Source organism: Larkinella knui (genome assembly GCF_003858645.1).
Taxonomy (GTDB): Bacteria; Bacteroidota; Bacteroidia; order Cytophagales; family Spirosomataceae; genus Larkinella; species Larkinella knui.
On the sequence record NZ_RQJP01000001.1, the window covers coordinates 894,414 to 916,848 of the forward strand.

The following is a 22,435-nucleotide window of genomic DNA, read 5'->3' on the forward strand; positions in this document are numbered from 1 at the left end:
TTATTCCCCATAATAATCCACGTAATTTTTTGGGGTTTCGTAGAGACGGATCCGGTGGAGCCGGGCTTCGGTAATTTTTTCAAGAGCCCGATCCAGAATTTTCCAGATTTCAACGATAAATATTTCGCAACTGGCCATTTTCCCGCGCATAAAATCGACATCCAGGTTGAGGTTTTTATGATCGACCTTATCGATAATTTCTTCCTTTACCAGATCCCCCAGCACTTTGAGATCGATTACAAAACCGGTATCGGGGTTTGGCTCTCCTTTGACCGTTACAATTAATTCAAAGTTATGACCATGCCCGTTTACGTTTGCACACGGGCCAAAAACTTCCTTATTTTTTTCGTCAGACCAAGTCGGGTTAAACAACCGGTGGGCCGCGTTAAAATGTTCTTTTCTGCTAATATATACCATTATACACCATCGCCCGGGCGATTCGTCGTTTTGGGCAGCCCGTGTTATGTCAACTGCCCTTAGTTGATTGCAAAATTACAGCCTTCGAAGCGTTAATAAAAATCCAAATTGAGTTTGACTCAAGTCACCTTTTAGTTAACAAAAAGATCATTTTTAACGTGCCGTTTGTAAAGTCAATATAGGAATTGTTCTATTTTTTCATTAAAACGTGGATAGGTTGGTGTACTGAATTATCCTAACTTTACACCCTGTTTATGAGGAAGATCACACAAATTTAATCTAACCTAAAACAATCGTTGCTCAATTTCTACGGAGTATGATAATTGTTACGGGCGCAACAGGCTTCATCGGAAGCTGTCTGATTTCAAGATTGAATCAGGAAAATTTCAATGCTATCATTGCCGTCGATGATTTTTCACGGGAAGATAAGCTGGCCAATTTAGAAGGGAAACGCATTCTGGAACGGGTAGACCGCGAAGAGTTTTTCGACTGGCTGGATGACAATTATCATGAGATTGAGTTTCTATTTCACATCGGTGCACGAACCGATACCACCGAGTTTGACCGGAGTATTTTTGAACATCTTAATGTAGAGTACTCCAAAAAGATCTGGCAGAAATGCATTGACTACCAGATTCCGCTGGTTTATGCTTCCTCTGCGGCAACCTATGGGTTGGGTGAGTTGGGTTACGACGACAACGAATCGCTGATTCCGCAGTTAAAACCGCTCAACCCCTACGGCGATTCCAAGAACGAGTTCGATAAGTGGGTCCTGGAACAGGAAAAGCATCCTTTCTTCTGGGCCGGGCTGAAATTCTTCAATGTTTACGGGCCGAACGAATACCACAAAAACCGCATGGCGTCGGTTATTTATCACGCCTTCTGTCAGATCAACCAGAAAGGTTCGATGAAGTTATTCCGGTCGCATCACCCGAATTTCGCAGACGGTGAACAGATGCGCGACTTCATTTATGTGAAAGATGTGGTGGAGGTTTGCGTGTTTTTGATGCACCACCGCCGAAACTCCGGAATTTATAATCTGGGCAGCGGCAAAGCCCGGACGTTCCTGGATTTAGCCAACAACACTTTTCTGGCAATGGGCATCACGCCCCAAATCGAATTCATCGACACACCCGAAGACATCCGGGACAAATACCAGTATTACACCCAGGCTTCCATGAGCAAACTGCGCTCCATTGGGTATACCCAACCGTTTCAGTCGCTGGAAACCGGTATTGAAGATTACGTGAAGAATTATTTAATTCCCGGAAACACCCTGTAACGTACCCACGGACTTTAGTCCGTGAGCATTGTTACGTGTTTATTGATCACTCACGGACTAAAGTCCGTGGGTACGTTATTGCCAGATAATTTCGACCACTTCTTTCTTTAAATCCACCGTCGTCCGCTTTTCATCGTGGGTTCGGCGCAGCACAATGGCACCGTTTTGAACGCGCATGGATTCCTGTTGCAGCACACGGGTGTCGTCTTTTTTGTGGAAAATCGACACCGACACATCCGCGTATTCGGCCAGTGGCAGGGAATAAGTTTTGCCTGAAACCTTAATGGAACGGGCCAATGAGGGTGTCGGTTGTCCTTTCGCCAGCGCCAGCGCGCGTGATGCCTGCGGGACGCCATACCCAATGTAATTGTTGCCGTAGGGGTAGAGATGCGACGATTTTTCAATAATGCTGATCAATTCCTTGTTGGTCAGCTTCGGATTCGCCTGCATCAGGCAAGCCGCAAAACCGGTGATGACCGGTGCCGATAAGGAGGTTCCGTAGAGCGAAAAACAGGAAACATTCGGTTTCAGATACGGCAAAAATTCCGGACCGATGCTGCTGTAGCCAATGCGATTCCAGACTTTATTGTTGGTTGCGCCAACGGCCAGCACACCCTGTGCGTCGGCCGGTGTCGATATGATCCGCCACGAGCGGTCGTCGCCCTCATTACCGGCTGAAACGATTACCAGAATGCCTTTCTTGTCGGCGGCCAATTGAGCGGCTTTACTGATCAGGCTCGTGTGACCATCCATTTGATCGGGCTGATAATTTTCTTTCGGATTGGTAAATCCTTTCGCGTAACCCAGGGAGGTATTGATGATGCGTACGCCCAGGCTGTCCATCCATTCCATCGCAGCAATCCAGTTATCTTCTTCGCCCCGAAACTCACGGGCACCGTGGTCGGTGCGGGCCAGGTAAAAAGTGGCATCCGTGGCGAGTCCATACTGGATATTTTCATTCGGATCATGGCCCGAAATAGCCGCCATAACTTCCGTGCCGTGGAAATCGGAAAGTGTTTCGAGTGAACCAAAAAAGGCGTTGCGTGGCCGGTTGGTATTCACATAATCGCGGACATCCTTGATACCGTTCCGGTGGAAAATCTGTTTCAGGGCACTGGCGGAGTCGGCCCCGAAAAAACCGGCATCGATCACACCAATGGTCACATTTTTGGCAGTCATCCCGGCCCGGCCAAATACTTCGGCCTGAATCTGAGACATGACCGGTGCCATTTGAACTTTTGTTACATCATGATCAATGCTGTTGATGACGATATTCCGATCGATGGGAACCAGTTCTTTGACAAACGATAACGCTTTTACCTCTTGCACCTGATCCGGCGTCAACTCCGCTGAAACCGCGTTGAGCCAGCGCGAACGATACAGGGGACGGACGCCTTCATCGGATAAAGCCTGCAAATAAGCCGGATTTAATGGGAAATCCGTTTCGTCTACCGATAATCCCATCGACTGGCGATTGGAAAGCGTACGGGGAGAAAGCGACGGATGCTGGGCGGAAGGCTTGTCTTTCAGGGTAATCCAGTATTTGGACTGGGCATTCGTGAGACCGGTGCCAACGACCAATATCCCAAAAAGAAGCGTTGCAATTTTTTTCATTGAAACGAAAACATCAATTTTAGGCATTAAAGTACAAAATGATATTGATATTACCGAATAAGCACCTTTGAAACACGGACCGTATGAAGTATACAGCCATCAGCAACGACTTGTTTACCCGAAACCGCCAGCGTCTGGCGGGCTTATTGAAACCTAAATCCGTGGTGGTTCTGAACGCCAATGATGTTATGCCGACCAATGCCGATGGCACGATGGGTTTTCGACAGAACAATGATCTTTTTTACCTGTCCGGCGTCGATCAGGAAGAGACCATTCTGGTGTTGTTTCCCGAGCATCCGGACGAGAAATTTCGGGAAGTCCTTTTTTTGCGGGAAACCAGTGAGCTGATTGAGATTTGGGAGGGCCATAAACTGACCAAAGAAGAAGCCGAACAGACCTCGGGCATTTCCCGAAAGTCGATTTTCTGGACGCATGAGTTCGAAAAAGTATTCATTCAGATGGTATTTGAAGCCGAGCACCTCTATTTGAATTCCAACGAACACACCCGAAATTCGTCGGAAGTGGAATCCCGTGAAGCGCGCGGCATCCGTCAATTTAAAGAAAAATACCCCCTTCACCGGTTTGAAAGACTGGCACCCCTGATGCATTACCTGCGGGCCATCAAGCAGCCGGAGGAAGTGACGCTGCTCCGCGAAGCGGTTCGGATTACGGAAGACGGTTTTCGGCGGTTGTTGAAATTTATCAAACCCGGCGTGTGGGAATATGAAATCGAGGCCGAATTACTGCACGAATTCGTTCGCCAGCGGTCGCGCGGATTTGCGTATGAGCCCATCATCGCATCGGGCGCCAATGCGTGCGTTTTGCATTATACCCAGAACAACCAGGCGTGTAAAGCTGGCGAGGTGATTCTGCTTGATGTGGCTGCCGAATACGGGAATTACAACGCCGATCTGACCCGTAGTCTGCCGGTAAACGGGCGGTTTACGGACCGCCAAAAAGCCGTCTACCAAGCCGTTCTGCACGTGATGAAAGAAGCAAAAAAGATGCTGGTGCCGGGAAATGTCTGGGACGACTACCACAGGGAAGTCGGAAAGATCATGGAAGCGCAACTCATTGGCCTGGGTTTACTGGATCGTCATGACGTGGAGAAACAGGACCCGGATGCGCCCTTGTACCGGAAGTATTTCATGCACGGAACCTCCCATTTTCTGGGGCTGGATGTGCACGATGTCGGCAATAAATACCGCAAATTTGAAGCTGGGATGGTTTTTACCTGCGAACCGGGTATCTATATACGCCAGGAAGGGCTGGGGATCCGGCTGGAGAACAATATCCTGATTACGGAAACCGGTAACGTTGATTTGATGGATTCGATCCCGGTCGAAATTGAGGAAATTGAGGATTTAATGAATCAATAGCTTAGGCCAGCGCCGGGCATTGATAACGGCCCGGCGCTGACACAGGCTAGTGTAGCGTATCACAAATCCGGTGAATGGCGTACTCGATTCGTTTCCAGCCCTCTTCGGATTGCAAGTCGACGTTCATAAACTGGTGCTGACTGGGGGCAATCAGAAGCAGCATGGTAATGCCCGATACCAGAATGGCCGTTACGGCATTCTGGTCTTCTTTTTCGTTGGTGAAGAATTTGTCCAGTATCTGCTGGAACGATTCATTGCGGGTGGTGGCCAGTTGTTGAGTCAGATACGAACCCGGATTACTGATTTCCCACTTCAACATTTCCTGAGCGGGTGTCCGGTGTTTCAGCTCGCGCAGCAGCCCGATCAGGTATTCGACCCGGGCTTGGGTTTTCACGTTAAGATCAGACTCCGAATTGTTTTCCAGAAACTGTTTGTTGTAGTCGGTCAGAAAATGCCCTTCCCGTAGAAACTGCTGCATCAGGCCTTCCCAACCCCCAAAATACCGGTAAATGAGCACTTTGTTAACTCCGGCTTTCTCAGCCACTGCATTGATTCCAACTCGGTTGACGCCACGTTCGGAAATCACTTGACCGACAGCCTGAAGAATGCGAGCCATGGTCTGTGTTCGACTCCTTTTCCGTTCCTCTATCATTCGATTAATCTCAAATTTTTGGGGCAAAAATGTCCCCGTTCAATTTGGTTATAAAGCTATAATTACTGATTAATTCGGACAAAGTTACGGCTTATTAGGCAAAAAGGAGTTCGCTTTCGGAAAATGATAGGTAAAAGTGAGAGAAAAGGTAGAAAACGGTAACTTTAGTAGGTGTCTGAATAAAGATCACCGTTCCGGGAAAAGCGCCAGCTGATTGACCAGATCCCGAATGGCTTCGCGGAGTTGAAACCGGGTCAAGGTGACGTCCATCAGCAGTGGAAAGTCCGGATAAGGATGCCAGGAAGGCGTCAGGGAGCGGTCCAACTGGATCTGCAAATGGTAGTGTTCGTTCGGCAGCGAGGTCGCTTCGACGTTCAAACCCGGCTCGGCAAACGAAACCGTCACGTGGTTGACCGCCCGGTTCCAGAGCAGTTTCAGGCCGTTGATCAGCCGTTTGATTTCCCAGGTGTGGAGTGGAGCCGATTGCTGGTAAAATTCTTTCTGCCATTCGGTCGAAAGCTCACAAAGCAGGCTGTTGCGTTCCCGCCAGTTTGTTCCCTTTACACCGTAGCCTTTTATTAATAGTTCAAAAGAACCCGTAGAGCTGTTGAGTTTCATAACGTTAGGGGAGGGTTTTGTCTTTAGACATACGTTGGCCTATCTACCAAATATAGTTTACAACCCGATTTACTCCAAATGAAAAATGGGAATCTTTTTTAATGACCCGGTTTCAATCTTTTTTACGGTTTTGTGCCGACAACGGGGGCGGTTGTCTATCTTTGCGCGAATTTGTTCAACCGTTTTTGGTCGTTCATCCCGTTTTTTTCATTCGTAAACACGGGATCAATTCCCAAATTCTAACCAGTCAGAGATATAAAATGGCTAAAGTGCTGATTATTGGTGCCGGAGGAGTCGGGAGTGTCGTTGCGCATAAATGCGCGTTGAATGCCGACGTCTTCACAGACATTATGCTGGCCAGCCGGACGCTTTCCAAATGCGATAAAATTGCCGCTGAGATCCGGGAAATGCACGGTGTGGAAATCAAAACGGCGAAGGTCGATGCCGACGTTGTTGCCGAAATGGTGATGCTGATCAAGCAATTTCAACCCGTGCTGGTTATCAACGTGGCCTTGCCCTATCAGGATTTGCCCATTATGGATGCCTGTCTGGAAACGCGGACGCACTACATGGATACCGCCAATTATGAGCCCAAAGAGGTAGCTAAATTTGAATACAGCTGGCAGTGGGCGTATCAGGAGCGGTTTAAGGAAGCCGGTATTATGGCCTTGCTGGGCTGCGGATTCGATCCGGGGGCCACGCAGGTTTTTACCGCCTATGCCGCCAAGCACCACTTCGATGAAATGCATTATCTGGACATCGTCGATTGCAATGCCGGAAATCACGGCAAGGCCTTTGCCACCAATTTTAATCCCGAAATCAACATTCGCGAAATTACGCAGCCGGGACGCTACTGGGAGAATGGCGAATGGATCGAAATTGAACCTATGTCGATTCACAAACCGATTTCTTACCCCGAAATTGGCCCTAAAGAGTCGTACGTGCTGTATCACGAAGAACTGGAATCCCTCGTCAAAAACTTCCCGACGCTGAAACGGGCGCGGTTCTGGATGACGTTCGGACAGGCTTATATTACCCACCTGCAAGTGCTGGAAAATGTGGGAATGACCAGCATCAAACCAATCCGGTTTCAGGGCATCGACATTGTGCCCCTGGAATTCTTGAAAGCCGTATTGCCCGCCCCCGATACGCTGGGCGAAAATTATACGGGCCAGACGTCGATCGGTTGCCAGATCAAAGGCATCAAGGACGGACAGGAAAAAACGTACTTTATCTGGAACAATTGCGACCACGCCGAGACCTATAAGGAGGTTCGCGGACAGGCCGTTAGCTACACCACGGGCGTTCCGGCTATGATCGGGGCCATGCTGATGCTGAAGGGCGTCTGGATGCAACCGGGCGTCTGGAACTGCGAACAGCTTGATCCCGACCCGTTCATCGAACAAATGAACAAACAGGGCCTGCCGGTTCAGGATCAGGTCAATGAGCCACTAAGCGTAGAAGGTGAATAATAAATGATGAATAATAAATGATGAATGATGAATGGGCTGACGCAATAATTCATCGTTCATCATTCATCATTAAAAATTAACTTCTAAGCCAGCCGCCCCGGAAGCCGGCCCGGAGCAAGCCCCGGCGGATGATGGGATTGCGCATCATGAGGTTCCAGATGAGATTGGTGCGGTAATTTTCGGTCATCAGCAGAATGGGCCCGCTGTCGATTCCCAGGTAATCGGTGTCGAACCACTGACCCGGGTAGCTCGGGTTAAAGGCGTCCTTAAAACCGTAGGGACCGTAGATTTTCTTTCCATACCGGTATTTCATTAGCTGGAGCGCCCGAATGCTTTCTTCCGGCGTAAACGGCATCGATCCGCCCGCGGCTGTAGGCGCAATGGTGCCATCGTCCACTACCTGCAAAGCTGAGGCTCCGCGGGCGCGGTAGGAGAAGAATTGCCGCCCATTGATGAGCGTATCCTTCGGGCCATCGCTGGCCGTCAATCCCCAGATGTCGGTCTGGTAATCCCTGAATCCTTCCGGGTTTTCGATGCAATAGGCGCGGTTGGCGAGCGTGGCCCGGCGGCTGTTTTCAAAATAATCGATTCCTCGCCAGCGCATGTATGCATCTTTGATGCTTCGGAAATCGATCCAGATGTGTGAATACTGATGGCCAAACAGCGGGTCGAAATTAACGTGTGAAAACTCCTTGAATTCTTTCCAGTCGTAGGTCGATGTCCATTCGGTCCAGGCCTCAGATTCAATGGGATACGTGGGCGAAGCCAGCGCCAGGACATACAGAATCATTGCTTCGTTATACCCCTTCCAGTCCGTCTTGATAAAACCGCTTTCGGGATGCCAGCCCATGGAAACCAGCGGTTTTCGGGCCTGCATCCACTGCCAGTCGACCCGCCGATAGATGCGGTCGACGAGCATCCTGATTTCCTTTTCGGCAGAGGTATTTTTATCAAAATACGTCTGACAACTGAGCATCCCGGCCAGGAGCAAAGCCGTATCGATGGTCGACAATTCCACCTGTTTGAACCGGAGCCCGGTTTTCATATCCAGAAAATGGTAAAAAAAACCGTGGTAACCGGTCGCGTTTTTTTCATCCGCCGATTGGGGGGCGTAAGTAAAAAAGCGCAGGGTTTTCAGGGTCCGGTCGGCAGCTTCCTGGCGGCTCACATACCCCCGCTCAACGCCCAGCACATACGCCGTCAGCCCAAATCCGGTGGCGGCAATACTGGCAAATGAAGGCGTTGGATACCGGTCGGGAATCAGGCCATTGGCGGTATTGCCCAAATCCCAGAAGTAATGAAAAGTCTCCCGTTGCAGGGAATCAAGGAACCGCTTCGACGTTGCGACGCCCCGGGGTTGGGCGATGGATGGCACCCGGATTTGCGTAAAACAAACCGTCAGAAACAGACAAAATCGTAGAATAACGCAACTGGCACGGGACAAATAAAACCGGTATTGGCAGCCTTTGACTTTCATGGCAAAGTAATCAGCGGTATGGTGCGGGAAAGATAGTAGAAAGAAAACAAAATAGTTGATCATAAACTTGTATATATAATTTACCTATATATATTTGTATCAGTCACTAACTACTACCAGGCTATGACACCCGAACAGCTAAAAGTCGCCACGCTCGACGACATCGTATTTGAAAACCGCAATAAACTGTATGGCGCCTACGAATTGCGGCAGGTGTATAACCGGAGTGCCAGTCGGGCGCTCTGGTTGGGAATTGCGCTATTTGGAGCCGCTCTGGCGACGCCAACGCTCTATAACCGGCTAAAACCCGCCGAAGCGCCGGATCAGTTTATGAATGAAGTGGTGCTGGAAAATATCAAGACCCTGCCGCAGGAGGAGCCGCCCATTGTGGTTCCGCCACCACCGGAAGTGCTGCCAAAAATAGCCACGGTCCGGAATCTGCCGCCGGAAGTGGTTACTGAAGCGCCCGATGAGGTGACGGTGCCGACGGTGGATGATCTGGAGGATAAAGTTTCGAGTGATAAAACCCAGGAAGGGGATCCAAATGCGCTCGAAACGATTGAAGCACCCACGGAAACGGCCGGACCGGCACCGGTTGAAAAAGCGATCGAGGCCGAACGCAAACCGGACGAAGTTTTTATTTCGGTTGAACAGAATCCGCAGTTTCCCGGTGGGATGAAACAGATGGCTGAATTTCTCGAAAAAAATCTGCGATACCCGCCCGCGGCATCCCGGGCCGGGATTTCGGGTAAAGTGTATCTTCAATTTGTGGTCAATACCGACGGCAGCATTGTCGATGTAACCGTTGTGAAGGGCATTGGATTTGGCTGTGATGAAGAAGCCCTGCGGGTGGTAAAAAAAATGCCTCCCTGGCAACCGGGCAAGCAATCGGGGCGCCCGGTACGCGTCCGGTTTACGCTCCCGGTCGTGTTTGCGCTGGAATGATGGCCACCCTGTCCTCCCAATTTGTACCTACGCCGACCTTGAATCGGCGTTTTTTATGCGCAACAAACCCGTCGATTTCGCTACTTTTGTGGTTTCCAAAACCACTGTTGGCGTTTCCTGATGATCAAATATAACCAGATTCCCTCGCCCTGTTTTGTACTGGAAGAGGCCAAACTCCGCACCAATCTAGAACTTATCGACGCCGTGCAGCAGCAGGCGGGTGTCCAGATTATCCTGGCGCTCAAAGGGTTTTCCATGTACAGCGTCTTTCCGTTGGTAAAACGTTATTTGTCGGGCGCCACGGCCAGTTCGCTCAATGAAATCAAGCTGGTGAACGACTACATGGGAGTGCAGGCGCATACCTACATCCCGGCGATCCGTGACGATGAATTTGAGGAAATTCTGGCGCGCAGCAGCCACATCACGTTCAACTCGATGGGCCAATGGGAGCGGTTTGGAAACCGGGCGATGGAGTCGGGCGTGTCGTGCGGTATTCGGGTCAATCCCCAGTATTCTGAAGTCGCAACGGACATGTACAACCCCTGCGTTCCGGGTTCGCGACTGGGCGTAACGCGGGATCAACTTGGTGATGTTTTACCAGACGGTATGGAAGGCATTCATTTTCACACGCTTTGTGAAAACGATTCGTACACGCTTGAACGCACCCTGGAAGCGTTGGAAAACCGGTTCGCCGATCTGTTGCACCAGGCCAAATGGGTGAACATGGGCGGAGGGCATCTGATGACGCGCGAAGGCTATAACACCACTCACCTGATCGGGTTGCTCAAATCGTTTCGGGAAAAATACGATGTGGAAGTGATCCTGGAGCCGGGCTCGGCAATTGCCTGGAAAACCGGTGTGCTGGTGTCCACTGTTCTGGATCTGGTCGACAGTCAGGGAATTCAGGTAGCGGTATTGGATACGTCGTTTGCCGCCCACATGCCGGATACCCTCGAAATGCCCTACAAACCACGCATTCTGAATGCCTACCAGGAACCCGTGGCCGGAAAACCGACGTATCGCCTGGGCGGGATGACCTGTCTGGCCGGTGACTTCATGGGCGATTATAGCTTCGACGAACCGCTGCAAATCGGCGATCGGGTCGTTTTCGATGATATGATTCACTATACGATGGTGAAAACCACCACATTTAACGGCGTAAATCTGCCGGCGATCGGTATCTGGCAGGAAGATGAAACGTTTCGGCTGGTGAAAACCTACGGGTATGAAAGTTTCAAAGACCGGTTGAGTTAGGGAATCGAAACCTTCATTTTGGCAACGCAAAAGCCACGATAGACCCGGCCGGATTTTCTTTACTGCCGCCAACGGATACGGCAATGAATTGGCGGTTTCCGCTCCAATAGGTACAGGCGGTGGCGTTGGCAACGCCCGGCAGCCGGGTTTCCCAGATGAGTTGGCCGGTTGACTTGTCGAATGCTCTCATTTTTTGATCCCGGGTGCCGCTAATAAATACCAGTCCGCCGGCCGTAACGATAGGGCCGGCGGAGCCTTCCAGCCCGGTTTCTGCCGCCCCCTTTTCCTGCAATTCCGGCTGGTTTCCCAGCGGAATCTGCCAGGCATAGTCTCCGGTCGTTAGGTTGATGGCATTGAGCGTTCCCCAGGGCGGTTTAAGGGCCGGATGCCCGTTGGGATCTCTAAAATGCCCATAGGCCGTTAAATTCAGGTATTTGTCGGCCCCGGCCTGCGTCTGACCGGTTTCCAGTTTGGTCACTTTCGTTGAGTTCTTTTCCCGATCAAACAAAAATGCAAGAATGCCCTGTTCTTTCCCTTTCACAACGCTGGCAAAAGCGGGCATTTTTCCACCGCCCTGTTTGATTTTAGCTAAAACCGCTTCGCGGGTGGTCCGGTTGCGGAGGCCAATTAACGAAGGGTAATTGGGTTCGTCGCCGTTTTTGTCCTTCCCGTGGCAACTCACGCAGTAGGTCATATAAAGGGTTTTTCCCTGAGCGAAAACCGTTTGATCTTTGGCTTCTTTTTCGGGATCGACTTTCTGCATTGACTGGATTTCCGGCGAATCATTGGATTTGACGTACAGAATGCTTGTGGTGGGATCATACGCTGCCCCGCCCCATTCGGCCCCACCGCGGGTGCCGGGCAGCATCAGGGTACCTTTCAAATCCGGCGGAGTAAACAACCCTTCATACCGCATGGACCGGAATTTTTTCACAATCGAATCATGCCCCGCCGTCGAGTACCGGGTTAAATCGGCTTCCGTCATCCACTGGCGGGCAAACGGTTTGGGTTTTAGCGGGAACGGTTGGGTGGGCCAGGCTTCTTCGCCCGGCAGGTGAGAAACCGGAACTTTCCGTTCTTCAATCGGGAACAAGGGCGCGCCGGTCGTGCGGTCGAAAACGAACACAAAACCGTGTTTGGTAACCTGAGCCACCGCGTCAATTTTTTTGCCGTTTCGTTCAACCGTGACCAGATTCGGGGGAGCAGGCAGGTCATAATCCCACAAATCATGGTGTACGGTTTGAAAATGCCAGCGGTATTGGCCGGTTTTGGCATCGAGCGCCACCACGCTGTTGCCATACAGATTTTGGCCTTTCCGGTCGGCCCCGTAAAAATCGTATGAGGGAGAGCCCAGCGCCAGAAATACCATACCGCGTTTGGTGTCCACGCTCATGCCCGCCCAGTCGTTGACGCCACCGGCGTATTTATACGCATCTTTCGGCCAGGTTTCGTAGCCGGGTTCACCGGGCAGCGGGATGGTATGGAAGGTCCATTCCAATTTGCCGTTCCGGATATTGTAGGCGCGGATGTAGCCGGGTTGGGCCCCATACAATTCCGAAACTTCGGCACCCATGATCAGCAGATCCTGATAAACAATTCCGGGCGACGTTGGAATGACCGATATGGTTTCAGGGGCATCCCGCAGCCCGACATTCATACTCACCTGTCCATTTTTTCCAAACTCCGAAACCGGTTTTCCCGTGCGGGCATCCAGCGCAAAGAGCACATCTCCGCCGGTAAACAGAATTCGTTTGTCCGAGCCGCCATCGCCCTTTGGGCCTTCCCAATACGTAACACCCCGACTGACGCCACCGCCTTCACCGCCGTCGAACGGATCGAATGACCACTTCTGTTCGCCGGTAGAAGCATCCACGGCATAGACGCGATGCCGGGCCGAAGTGGCGTATAAAATACCATCGATAACAATGGGATTACACTCGCTGCTGCCCGGCCGAGCCCCGGTTTTGGCATCGTTCGGATGAAAAGTCCAGGCCAGTTGTAACTGATGCACATTGGTGGCCGTGATCTGATCCAGCGTGGAATAACTGGTGCTTTCGGCGTCGGCTTTGTAGACACTCCAGGTGCGGTTTTTATCGTCGTTCGCTTGATAGCCAGCCACTAAAATGAACGCCATCAGGCTGACAAAAAAGCCCGGTTTGTGAAGGAGCCAACGGGTTAGGGTCCTATGGATTTGATGCATGGGAAGATGACAAGCTGGGGTTGCTTTGCATCGTAATAATAAGCAATCGCCCGGAGATTTAGGCAAACACGGGCCGGAATTGCCGGTTTTAGAAAAAAGGCTGGCTAATCACGTGGTCGTCATCCGCTAATACTTCCGCATTAAATCCGAAATCCCGTAAAATCCTGATGATAACGCAAGCATCAACGATGCCGTTTGTGGATTTGATACGCAGGATTTTATCGCAATCTTCCAGATCAAAAGTAGCGGAATACGCCGACTGGATGGTGTGGATCTGATCAATAAGCCGGTCCGCTTGACGTCGATCGATCACGTCAGTTTTAAAAACTTCTATCATTCTACCTGCTCGGTTTGTTTTCCGGTATCTGGTTTGCAAAGCAAGACAATTTCCTGCTCTTAATTGGGGGTATTTTTTTCGGGCAGATAACAGAGTATAATAATGCCGCTACTACTGGTAACGGTGTTCGTTAATTTCAATGGAATGCGATCATCGATCTCTTTCCAGATTGGCATACCGTTTCCTACAGCAACCGGATTGACAAAAAGATGATACTCATCAATCAGGCCAAGTTTTATAAAAGACGAAACAATTCGGGCACCACCGTAAATTATCAGGTCTTTTCCGGGCATTTGCTTTAAGGTAGCCACTTCTTCTTTAACCGAAGCCGCTGCTATCCGGGAATTACACCAGGTAACGGTTGACAAAGTTGTCGAAAAAACTACTTTGTTTAACGCATTCATTTTGTTCGCAAAGTTGATTTCCTCAGCGGAGGCTCCGGGATTTTCGGCCGCTGAAGGCCAGTAATTTGCCATGCCTTCGTAGGTAACGCGTCCAATCAGCAGGGTGTCGACGGAATCCGCCAGATCCGAAACGTATTGTTTCAGCGTATCGTCCCAATTCCAGACCATCCAATACTGTTCTCCGGTTGGTCCGGCCACGAAACCATCAAGCGATATTTGCATTTGCAATTTAATCTTTCTCATTGTTTCGTAACTAGAGACTGGTAGACGAACTCAGGCCCCATTCAATTAGGGCCTGAGTTCTCTTTTTTGTGAAGTAATTCACACTTTCAGGTGGTGTTACGGCCTCATTTGAGGTTTCGATCTTACGAATGGGGCAAGGCATTTTCATCGAAACTTACCATCCAGGTAATGCCAAATTTATCCGTAAACATGCCGAAATAAGCGCCCCAAAACATCCTCCCCAGGGGAACTTCAACCTGGCCTCCGGCAGAAAGGGCGTTAAAAATAGCATCGGCTTCCTGCTGACTATCAGTGCCAATTGAAAGTTGAAAATTGTTGCCGGCCGTTAATTTATGCCCCATCGATTCGAGCGCGTCGGTTCCCATCAGAATGTTTCCTTTGCCAATTGGTAACGAAATGTGCATGATTTTATCACCCTCTTCCGCCGACACACGCTCGCCTTCCGGTGTATCTTTGAAACGTTGTACCATGATAAATTCGCCACCGAACACCGACTTGTAAAAATTAAAAGCTTCTTCGGTATTGCCTTTGAAATTTAAATACGGATTGATTGTTGCCATTGTATCGATAGGTTTAAGCGTTGGTAAATTCCATTACAAGTTGGGGTCTTTCCTGCCAATAGGCCCAGGCTGGAATGACCATTTAAGCATCATTGATTCTGACAGTATATCAGAATAAAAAGCCGCTTTGCCCGTGACCATCGGAACGGTTTTAAGGGGTTTGCAGACTTTTCTTTCCGACGTGCTTTTTAAATAATCTTCTGATTTCATGGATCAAATCCGGGCATCCGTTGACGAAAAGGTGCCCGTAGTGATCCAGTTCGTGGACCGTAACAAACGGGAGGTTTTTGGCGTATTCGTGCAGGTGATCGAATGGAACCACGTCGTCGTCCCGGCTATGAAAAAGAATAATGTTCGGAATTTGTAAAAGTATCGAGCGGTCTTTCGGCAAAGCAAAATCGGTGCTTTTCCAGCCCTTGTTTCCCCAGTAAGGCGCTCCGAGGATGCACAGACCGGCAATCGGTGTTTCGGTTTTTTCTTCAGACAAAAATTTCAATAAAACCGAACCGCCCAATGAATGGCCTACCAGAATAACGTCACTGGTAATCGAGGCCAGTTGAGATTGAAGCTGTAGTTTCCAGGCCGCATACGATGGATTTTCGGGCTCCGGCATTTTGGGATGCAGCACGCGGTATTTAGCGCCCAGCGCATCGTTTAAATAGGCCACTAAATCGTCACTGCCCGCGTGGGAACCCTGAGGTCCGGCGCTGTGAATGAACAGAACCTGCTTTTTCATCGTAGTGAATGTGTTTGTTGGCCAATCCACGTGTTGGATTCCTCTGGGTCGTAGTTCTCCGGGATTCAGTAGGCACTACAAACGTACAGGAACGATTTGATACCGATAGGGGGTAAACGCGGCAATAAAAGGGGTTGATTACGACAAACCATTTCTATACTTTTGGTGCTATGAAGCATATATCGATTCTAGTCCCCAAAGGGGCTATTTTAGGTAGCCTGGAGGGAACCCGCCAACTGTTTACGCAAGTCAATCAGTTTTTTAAAGCCAGGGGTGAAAAGCCCTTGTTCCAGGTGCAACTGGTGGGGCTTTTGAAAGAAACGCCCCTGAGTGGTGGTGCTTTTACGGCGCATGCGGATGTGGTTTTTACCGATGTCAAGAAGACGAATCTGATCATCATTCCTGCTCTGGATGGCGATCTGCAAACGGCGATCGACAATAACCGGGACTTCATACCGTGGATAACGGAACAATACAAGGGCGGTTCGGAAGTGGCGAGCCTGTGTCTAGGGGCTTTTTTATTGGCTTCAACCGGTTTGTTGAAAGGACGGCAATGTGCTACGCACTGGATGGCGACCAATGAATTCAGGCACCTGTTTCCGGACGTGAATCTGGTAACGGAACGGATCATCACGGACGAACTGGGCATTTATTCGAGTGGGGGAGCCTTCTCGTACCTCAATCTCATCTTATACCTCATCGAAAAATACGCGGGTCGCGATATCGCCGTGCTTTCGGCCAAAGTGTTTGCCATTGAAATCGATCGGGAAACGCAGTCGCCCTTCACCATTTTTCAGGGCCAGAAAGAACATGAAGACGAGCCGGTAAAGAAAGCGCAGGAATTTATCGAGAAGAATTTTCAGGATAAAATTACCATCGATCAACTGGCGGAAATGCACGCACTGGGTCGTCGGAATCTGGAGCGCCGGTTTAAAAAAGCTACTTCCAATACCGTTGCTGAATACATTCAGCGCGTTAAAATTGAAGCCGCCAAGAAAAATCTGGAAATCAGCCGGAAAAATATCAATGAAATTATGTACGATGTGGGCTATTCGGATACAAAAGCGTTCCGGACGATATTCAAAAAAATCACCGGATTGTCGCCAATCGAGTACCGCAATAAATACAACAAAGAAGCGGCCGTTGCGTGACACGACCATTCGCTGAGCATCAACCGATTATCGCCCTTCGTCAACTTTTTTCACTTACACAGCACCCTTTTCTCCGTAAATTTCTCTACCTTTATATCCCGTAACAACCACATTTCGTTTTCAGACATGGCTCCATCCGGTCAGAAAACCGCTAAGTACATATTCGTTACGGGCGGTGTAACTTCTTCTTTAGGCAAGGGCATTATTGCCTCTTCGCTTGCAAAATTGCTTCAGTCTCGCGGCCTTTCGGTCACGATTCAAAAGTTTGATCCTTATATCAATATTGATCCCGGTACGCTCAATCCATACGAGCACGGCGAATGCTACGTCACTGACGACGGCGCAGAAACCGATCTCGATCTGGGACACTACGAACGTTTTCTGAATATTCGTACGTCACGTGCTAACAACATCACCACGGGACGGATCTACAACAACGTAATCACCCGCGAACGCAAGGGCGATTTTCTGGGTCGTACGGTGCAGGTGGTGCCGCATATTACCGACGAAATCAAACGCAACATTCGTTTGCTGGGCGAAACCGGTGAATACGACATCATTATTACCGAAATTGGCGGTTGTGTGGGCGATATCGAGTCGCTCCCGTTTGTGGAAGCTGTCCGGCAGTTGAAGTTTGAATTGGGCGAGAAAGATACCCTGGTCATTCACCTGACGCTGATTCCCTACCTGGCTTCGGCGGGCGAACTGAAAACCAAACCGACGCAACACTCCGTTCGGATGCTGCTGGAAAACGGCGTTCAACCCGACATCATTGTGTGCCGGACCGAACACCCGTTGCCCAATGACATTCGCCGGAAAATTGCGCTGTTTTGTAACGTTCAGGTTAACTCGGTCATCGAAGCCATCGACGCCGAAACGATTTATGATGTTCCGCTGCTGATGCGGAAAGAAAAACTCGATCAACGGGCCTTGTATATGCTCGACCTGTACAATGATCAGGACGCCGATCTCGATAGCTGGAAGGAGTTTCTGGGCCACCTCAAAAATCCCACCGACTCCATTACGGTTGGTTTGATTGGGAAATACGTCGAATTGCGCGATGCCTACAAATCCATCGCCGAAGCGTTCATTCATGCCGGGGCCGAAAACGAGTGCAAGGTCAATGTCGAGTGGATTCAATCCGAAACATTGGGTGATTTCGATCAGGTGGCCGAACGCCTACGGGATCTCGACGGGATTCTGGTGGCTCCCGGTTTTGGTGAACGGGGTATCGAAGGTAAAATCAACGCGATCCGCTACGCCCGTGAAAATGGGGTGCCGTTTCTGGGCATTTGCCTGGGCATGCAGTGTGCCTGTATTGAATTTGCGCGCAACGTTTTGGGATGGACCGATGCCCACTCCTCGGAAATGAACCCAAATGCATCGCACCGGGTTATCGACATGATGGAGAGCCAGAAAATGGTGACCAACAAAGGCGGTACCATGCGGCTGGGGGCTTATCCCTGTAAAATCAAGAAAGATTCGCTGGCCCATCACATTTACGGGAAATCGCAAATCAGTGAGCGCCACCGCCACCGGTACGAATTTAACAACGAATTTATCAACCAGTTTGAGAAAGCCGGCCTGGTTCCAACCGGCATTAATCCGGAAACCGGACTGGTTGAAATCGTGGAGCTTAAAAACCATCCGTGGTTTGTCGGCGTACAGTTCCACCCGGAACTTAGGAGCACGGTGATGGATCCGCATCCGTTGTTTGTGCAGTTCGTGCGGGCGTCTCAGGTTCATTCTCAGGATAAACGGATGGTCGACTCCACGGCGCATGTTGGTTAAGCCTTTGCTTCTCCGTACTTTTGCGGACTAAAATGATTCGTCTGCTGTTTAAGGGGGAACCCGGGCCGCCGGTGCGGTTTCAAGGCCTGGCAACCGGGTTGCCCCTCAAACAGCAGATATTAAACTAAAAAAATGGATCGTAATCAAATTATTGGCATTGTATTGATTCTGGGGATGTTGCTGGGGTATCAGTTGTTGATGCCAAAGCCCGCTCCGGAAAAGAAACCCGAACAGGAAAAAGTAACTTCTTCTCCCACTCCGGAAGCCGCCACGAAGGCCGAACAACCCCTGGATTCGGCAGCCTCCCGCATGATGTATGGCGACTTCGCTGCAGCCGCCACGGGTCAAAGCCGGGACATTATTGTTGAAAACCCCGACATTCGGGTCACGTTTAGCACACAAGGTGGGCGCGTCAAAGAAGTCCTGCTGAAAAACTACAAAACCTACGACCAGAAACCGCTGGTGCTGATTAACGAGCAGAGCAGCGAAATGGTGATGGAACTGCCCACCAACCGTGGGAAAGTGAATATCGAGAAACTGTTTTTTGAAACCACCGCCCCGGCCCAATCCAGCGCATCGGGTCAGACCATCACGTTCAAGCTGGCCCTGTCGCCCACGCAATCCGTCGAGCAAACGTATACCATTCCGGCCCAAGGCTATGTGGTCGATTATGACCTGAAACTCAACGGCCTGGATAATCTGGTCACGAACAACGACATCCGGTTCCTGTGGCAGGACAAAATGCGGCAGTTTGAAAACGACCTGGCCGAAAACCGCAAATCAGCAACGATCAATTACCTGTCTGCCGATGAAAATTTCGACGGGCTGGCCGAAGGCGCGGCCGATCATGAAGCCACGCTTGAGGAGCCGGTGAAGTGGTTTACCATCAAGCATAAATATTTTCTGGCGGGTTTTATTTCCGAAAACAGTCCCTTTAAAAAGGCGGTTTTTAAAACGCTCGTGAACGAGGCTGACTCCAGTACGGTAAAAACCGCCATCGCTGACGTCCTGATTCCCATCGCCGATGTGAAGCGCGGAAAAGGAAATTACCGCTTCTATTTCGGCCCGAACGACTACCAGCTGCTCGACGAAGTGGCGCCCGAATTTGATCGCAATGTGTACCTCGGTTACGCCTTGCTGAAGCCGGTTAACAAGTACTTTTTTGTGCCGGTATTTAGTTTTCTCGAGCGGTTTATTTCCAATTACGGCTTGCTGATCATTGCACTGGTGGTTTTTGTTAAACTGTTATTGACGCCTTTGACGTATCGTTCCTACGTTAGCATGGCGAAAATGCGGGTGTTAGGCCCTGAAGTAAACGCCATTCGGGAGAAGGTTGGCGATGACATGGCCAAGCAGCAACAGGAAACCATGAAACTGTATCAGCAGGTGGGCGTAAGTCCGCTGAGCGGTTGTATTCCGGTTTTGGCAACGATGCCGGTTTTGATGGCTTTGTTTTTTCTGTTTCCCAACCTGATCGAACTGCGCCAAAAAGAGTTTTTGTGGTCGAGTGATTTATCGACGTACGACTCATTCATCAAATTTCCGTTTACGATTCCGTTCCTGGGTTCCCACCTGAGTTTGTTTACGATCTTCATGACGGCTTCGAGTTTGGCCTATGCGTATTACAACAACCAGATGACGCCCACGCAGCAGAACAGCCCGATCAACATGAAAGCCATGAGTTATGTCTTTCCGCTGATGTTTATGTTTGTGCTGAATTCCTTTCCGGCCGGTCTGACGTTCTATTACTTTGTTTCGAACGTAGTGACAATTGCCCAGCAGTTGTTGATTCGCAAGTTCGTCGATGAAGACAAAATCAAGGCGGTGCTGGAAGAAAACCGGAAGAAGTTTGCGAAAGGAGACGTCAAAAAATCGAAATTTCAGGATTTGCTGCAACGTTCACTCCAGCAGGCCGAAGAAGCTAAAAAGCAGGCTGAAGACGCTAAAAAACGGCCGAAAAAATAAGACGGTATTTTATTCCAACCTGAATGGCGGAATAAACGCGTCGGAAAGCTTTTTTCAAAGATTCGCGACAAAAAGCAGACCCGCCGTCATTCTTGGTCGTAACAAAACCAACGCATCTGCGTTGGTTTTGTTAGTTTTGTGCCACGCTTCTTAACAGAACCCAATGAATAGGTTTTTAACTTCTCATACTGGTTTAAGGTCATTCAGTTTCAGTGTCTTTTTGTGGGCGACGGTGCAGGCGGCAATGGCCCAGACTGACAATGCCGAACGCCGGTATCAGAATGCAGTGCGCTTGATCCAGCAGAAAGACTATACTAAGGCAAAAGCGGAGTTGCGCCCCCTGACGGATGGCCAGACGGGCGGAATTGCTCCCTATGCGCATTATTACCACGCGCTGGCCGACTTCAATCTGAAACGGTTTTCGGAAAGCCGGATGATGTTACGGCAGTTGATCGACCGGTTTCCGAATTGGAAGAAGTTGGACGATGTTTATTACTTGCTGGGAGCGGCCTATTTTGAAAGCGGCCAATACGAAGAAGGAATTGAAAATCTAGGCCGCATTGGCGACCCGGCTCTGAAAGCCGATGTCAGTAAACTCGAAGCCTATTATTTCGGCCAGATCAATGATCTAAACCGGCTGAAATTGATGCAGAAAGAGTTTCCGAACAACCGCGAACTGGCCTTGACGTTAATCGATCAGATCCAGCGAACATCCACCTCGCCGGCTGATCTGGAGTTGTCTGACCGGTTGACCAACCGCTTTGGCATTCCGGCAATAGCCCGCCCTGTGGCAACGGAAAGCAACCCCAATGCGACGGCTTCTACCGTGGTTAAGCCGGAGAGAAATCGCAACAAGGGGTATTATAATGTTGCCGTGCTGTTTCCATTTCGCATCAACGAAATCAATCCGGAGGAGCGCGCCCGTTCCAACCAGTACGCGCTGGACTTGTACAACGGCATGAAACTGGCTAAAACGAAACTGCAGTCGGAGGGCATAACGGTCAATCTGTTTGCCTATGATGTGGATAATGACGTTTCGAAAATGACGGCTTTGGTAGCTAATCCGGGCTTTGTTCAGAACGATTTGATTATCGGGCCGCTCTATGCCGAACCCAACCGGGTTGCCACGGAGTTTGCCAATGCGAATTCTATTCTGCTGGTGAATCCGATTTCAACCAGCAGCGAATTGATTGCCAATCAGCCTCTTGCGTTTCTTGCCACGCCATCGCTTAACCAGCAGGCGCTAAAAACCGCGGCTTTTGCCCGAACCCTGTCGATGGTTAAAAAAGCCGCTATCTATTTTGGAAATACCCGAAAAGACTCCACGCTGGCGGTGCTTTACCAGAATGAATTGAAGCGAATTGGCTATGCCATACAGGATTTTCGTAAAGTGGGGGCCGACCTGGAATCCATCCGGTTGTCGGAAACGAACAAACCCGGCCACATTTTTCTGGTTAGTAGCGATGAAAATATGGGGCCAAAATTACTCCGATTATTGAACCAGCGGAAAATTGAGGTGCCGGTTATTGCCACGGCTTCGGCTTTTGATTTCGTAAAAGATCCGTTGTCTGTTTTTACCAAAAGTGATTTATACCTGGTTTATCCCGAATTTGTGGATCAGCAGCGCCCTGAAACCGACGAATTTGAAGAGCAATACCTGGATCAACGAAACCTGATTCCATCGACGTATGCCTATCAGGGCTACGATCTGCTCCTGTTTTTTGGTCGGACACTCGCCCGAAACCGGGGTCAGATTACGAGCCGATCCCAGTTAAAAACCGCACCGGAAGAAGGTTATTTACTTTCCGGGTATGATTATACGGCCAGCAACGAAAACCAGGTTGTTCCCATTGTTAAATTTGACGGAACACGGTTTACACTTATTAAATAATAGTGAACGAGTTTAACCAATTGTGATCGAGTGATTGAGCGTTAGAG

19 protein-coding genes are annotated in these 22,435 nt (G+C 49.8%); 9 read left to right on the forward strand and 10 right to left on the reverse strand.

All coding sequences use genetic code 11. The features are described 5' to 3' along the window. The gene (locus EHT87_RS03565; RefSeq protein ID WP_124903925.1) at positions 1-417 is read right to left on the reverse strand and encodes a 6-pyruvoyl trahydropterin synthase family protein; all 417 of its coding nucleotides are present in this window, start codon (positions 415-417) and stop codon (positions 1-3) included. Between the two features lie 316 nt (positions 418-733). Between EHT87_RS03565 and rfaD the strand changes: the two genes are divergently transcribed. Then, positions 734-1,699 carry an ADP-glyceromanno-heptose 6-epimerase gene (gene rfaD / locus EHT87_RS03570; protein ID WP_124903927.1) on the forward strand — a complete coding sequence of 322 codons (966 nt, stop codon included), beginning with the start codon at positions 734-736 and terminating at the stop codon, positions 1,697-1,699. Positions 1,700-1,774: 75 nt separating this feature from the next. Here rfaD and EHT87_RS03575 read toward each other — a convergent pair whose 3' ends face one another. Next, positions 1,775-3,313, reverse strand: a complete 1,539-nt coding sequence (locus EHT87_RS03575; protein WP_124903929.1) for a S8 family serine peptidase — start codon at positions 3,311-3,313, stop codon at positions 1,775-1,777. Positions 3,314-3,396: 83 nt separating this feature from the next. On the opposite strand from EHT87_RS03575, the gene EHT87_RS03580 reads away from it, so the two are divergent. Beyond that, on the forward strand, positions 3,397-4,692 hold the full coding sequence (locus tag EHT87_RS03580) for an aminopeptidase P N-terminal domain-containing protein (protein ID WP_124903931.1): 1,296 nt from the start codon (positions 3,397-3,399) through the stop codon (positions 4,690-4,692). A gap of 46 nt (positions 4,693-4,738) precedes the next feature. Here EHT87_RS03580 and EHT87_RS03585 read toward each other — a convergent pair whose 3' ends face one another. Then, positions 4,739-5,308: a TetR/AcrR family transcriptional regulator gene (locus EHT87_RS03585; protein ID WP_185716130.1), complete on the reverse strand. Its 570-nt coding sequence runs from the start codon at positions 5,306-5,308 to the stop codon at positions 4,739-4,741. Positions 5,309-5,530: 222 nt separating this feature from the next. Beyond that, entirely contained in the window at positions 5,531-5,962 is a 432-nt protein-coding gene (locus EHT87_RS03590) for a WapI family immunity protein (protein WP_124903935.1), read from the reverse strand. A gap of 260 nt (positions 5,963-6,222) precedes the next feature. Between EHT87_RS03590 and EHT87_RS03595 the strand changes: the two genes are divergently transcribed. Next, entirely contained in the window at positions 6,223-7,434 is a 1,212-nt protein-coding gene (locus EHT87_RS03595) for a saccharopine dehydrogenase family protein (protein ID WP_124903937.1), read from the forward strand. A 76-nt stretch (positions 7,435-7,510) separates the two neighbouring features. Here EHT87_RS03595 and EHT87_RS03600 read toward each other — a convergent pair whose 3' ends face one another. After that, positions 7,511-8,911 carry a glucoamylase family protein gene (locus tag EHT87_RS03600; protein ID WP_124905999.1) on the reverse strand — a complete coding sequence of 467 codons (1,401 nt, stop codon included), beginning with the start codon at positions 8,909-8,911 and terminating at the stop codon, positions 7,511-7,513. A gap of 123 nt (positions 8,912-9,034) precedes the next feature. Between EHT87_RS03600 and EHT87_RS03605 the strand changes: the two genes are divergently transcribed. After that, entirely contained in the window at positions 9,035-9,856 is an 822-nt protein-coding gene (locus EHT87_RS03605) for an energy transducer TonB (protein ID WP_124903939.1), read from the forward strand. Between the two features lie 120 nt (positions 9,857-9,976). Continuing rightward, complete coding sequence (gene nspC / locus EHT87_RS03610) at positions 9,977-11,110, forward strand: carboxynorspermidine decarboxylase (RefSeq protein ID WP_124903941.1); 1,134 nt, start codon at positions 9,977-9,979, stop codon at positions 11,108-11,110. Positions 11,111-11,123: 13 nt separating this feature from the next. Here nspC and EHT87_RS03615 read toward each other — a convergent pair whose 3' ends face one another. The 5 genes from EHT87_RS03615 to EHT87_RS03635 all read right to left on the reverse strand — a co-directional run bounded on the left by EHT87_RS03615 (position 11,124) and on the right by EHT87_RS03635 (position 15,590). After that, positions 11,124-13,310: an outer membrane protein assembly factor BamB family protein gene (locus EHT87_RS03615; RefSeq protein WP_124903943.1), complete on the reverse strand. Its 2,187-nt coding sequence runs from the start codon at positions 13,308-13,310 to the stop codon at positions 11,124-11,126. 88 nt (positions 13,311-13,398) lie between these two features. Then, a complete protein-coding gene (locus EHT87_RS03620) occupies positions 13,399-13,647 on the reverse strand; it encodes a hypothetical protein (protein WP_124903945.1) in 249 nt (82 codons plus the stop codon). Between the two features lie 59 nt (positions 13,648-13,706). Continuing rightward, complete coding sequence (locus EHT87_RS03625) at positions 13,707-14,294, reverse strand: dihydrofolate reductase family protein (protein WP_124903947.1); 588 nt, start codon at positions 14,292-14,294, stop codon at positions 13,707-13,709. Between the two features lie 122 nt (positions 14,295-14,416). Beyond that, a complete protein-coding gene (locus EHT87_RS03630) occupies positions 14,417-14,854 on the reverse strand; it encodes a VOC family protein (RefSeq protein ID WP_124903949.1) in 438 nt (145 codons plus the stop codon). Between the two features lie 151 nt (positions 14,855-15,005). After that, positions 15,006-15,590, reverse strand: coding sequence for an alpha/beta fold hydrolase (locus tag EHT87_RS03635; RefSeq protein WP_124903951.1), 585 nt, complete (start codon positions 15,588-15,590; stop codon positions 15,006-15,008). A gap of 170 nt (positions 15,591-15,760) precedes the next feature. Here EHT87_RS03635 and EHT87_RS03640 point away from each other — a divergent pair, with 170 nt between their 5' ends. From EHT87_RS03640 to EHT87_RS03655, 4 genes are all read left to right on the forward strand, one after another. Continuing rightward, the gene (locus EHT87_RS03640) at positions 15,761-16,741 is read left to right on the forward strand and encodes a GlxA family transcriptional regulator (RefSeq protein ID WP_124903953.1); all 981 of its coding nucleotides are present in this window, start codon (positions 15,761-15,763) and stop codon (positions 16,739-16,741) included. Between the two features lie 126 nt (positions 16,742-16,867). Beyond that, on the forward strand, positions 16,868-18,532 hold the full coding sequence (pyrG, locus tag EHT87_RS03645) for a CTP synthase (RefSeq protein ID WP_124903955.1): 1,665 nt from the start codon (positions 16,868-16,870) through the stop codon (positions 18,530-18,532). Between the two features lie 132 nt (positions 18,533-18,664). Then, the gene (yidC, locus tag EHT87_RS03650) at positions 18,665-20,497 is read left to right on the forward strand and encodes a membrane protein insertase YidC (RefSeq protein WP_124903957.1); all 1,833 of its coding nucleotides are present in this window, start codon (positions 18,665-18,667) and stop codon (positions 20,495-20,497) included. 163 nt (positions 20,498-20,660) lie between these two features. Continuing rightward, the gene (locus EHT87_RS03655; RefSeq protein WP_124903959.1) at positions 20,661-22,388 is read left to right on the forward strand and encodes an ABC transporter substrate-binding protein; all 1,728 of its coding nucleotides are present in this window, start codon (positions 20,661-20,663) and stop codon (positions 22,386-22,388) included. Positions 22,389-22,435 lie beyond the last annotated feature (47 nt).

What these genes read in the sequence shown, in the direction of transcription:
- EHT87_RS03585 (WP_185716130.1), bottom strand. Translation starts at nt 5,308, where the DNA reads ATGGCTCGCATTCTTCAGGCTGTCGGTCAAGTGATTTCCGAACGTGGC.
- EHT87_RS03575 (WP_124903929.1), bottom strand. Translation starts at nt 3,313, where the DNA reads ATGAAAAAAATTGCAACGCTTCTTTTTGGGATATTGGTCGTTGGCACC.
- EHT87_RS03640 (WP_124903953.1), top strand. Translation starts at nt 15,761, where the DNA reads ATGAAGCATATATCGATTCTAGTCCCCAAAGGGGCTATTTTAGGTAGC.
- EHT87_RS03615 (WP_124903943.1), bottom strand. Translation starts at nt 13,310, where the DNA reads ATGCATCAAATCCATAGGACCCTAACCCGTTGGCTCCTTCACAAACCG.
- EHT87_RS03580 (WP_124903931.1), top strand. Translation starts at nt 3,397, where the DNA reads ATGAAGTATACAGCCATCAGCAACGACTTGTTTACCCGAAACCGCCAG.
- EHT87_RS03655 (WP_124903959.1), top strand. Translation starts at nt 20,661, where the DNA reads ATGAATAGGTTTTTAACTTCTCATACTGGTTTAAGGTCATTCAGTTTC.
- EHT87_RS03635 (WP_124903951.1), bottom strand. Translation starts at nt 15,590, where the DNA reads ATGAAAAAGCAGGTTCTGTTCATTCACAGCGCCGGACCTCAGGGTTCC.
- EHT87_RS03600 (WP_124905999.1), bottom strand. Translation starts at nt 8,911, where the DNA reads ATGAAAGTCAAAGGCTGCCAATACCGGTTTTATTTGTCCCGTGCCAGT.
- EHT87_RS03625 (WP_124903947.1), bottom strand. Translation starts at nt 14,294, where the DNA reads ATGAGAAAGATTAAATTGCAAATGCAAATATCGCTTGATGGTTTCGTG.
- EHT87_RS03590 (WP_124903935.1), bottom strand. Translation starts at nt 5,962, where the DNA reads ATGAAACTCAACAGCTCTACGGGTTCTTTTGAACTATTAATAAAAGGC.
- nspC (WP_124903941.1), top strand. Translation starts at nt 9,977, where the DNA reads ATGATCAAATATAACCAGATTCCCTCGCCCTGTTTTGTACTGGAAGAG.
- pyrG (WP_124903955.1), top strand. Translation starts at nt 16,868, where the DNA reads ATGGCTCCATCCGGTCAGAAAACCGCTAAGTACATATTCGTTACGGGC.
- EHT87_RS03605 (WP_124903939.1), top strand. Translation starts at nt 9,035, where the DNA reads ATGACACCCGAACAGCTAAAAGTCGCCACGCTCGACGACATCGTATTT.
- EHT87_RS03630 (WP_124903949.1), bottom strand. Translation starts at nt 14,854, where the DNA reads ATGGCAACAATCAATCCGTATTTAAATTTCAAAGGCAATACCGAAGAA.
- yidC (WP_124903957.1), top strand. Translation starts at nt 18,665, where the DNA reads ATGGATCGTAATCAAATTATTGGCATTGTATTGATTCTGGGGATGTTG.
- EHT87_RS03620 (WP_124903945.1), bottom strand. Translation starts at nt 13,647, where the DNA reads ATGATAGAAGTTTTTAAAACTGACGTGATCGATCGACGTCAAGCGGAC.
- EHT87_RS03565 (WP_124903925.1), bottom strand. Translation starts at nt 417, where the DNA reads ATGGTATATATTAGCAGAAAAGAACATTTTAACGCGGCCCACCGGTTG.
- rfaD (WP_124903927.1), top strand. Translation starts at nt 734, where the DNA reads ATGATAATTGTTACGGGCGCAACAGGCTTCATCGGAAGCTGTCTGATT.
- EHT87_RS03595 (WP_124903937.1), top strand. Translation starts at nt 6,223, where the DNA reads ATGGCTAAAGTGCTGATTATTGGTGCCGGAGGAGTCGGGAGTGTCGTT.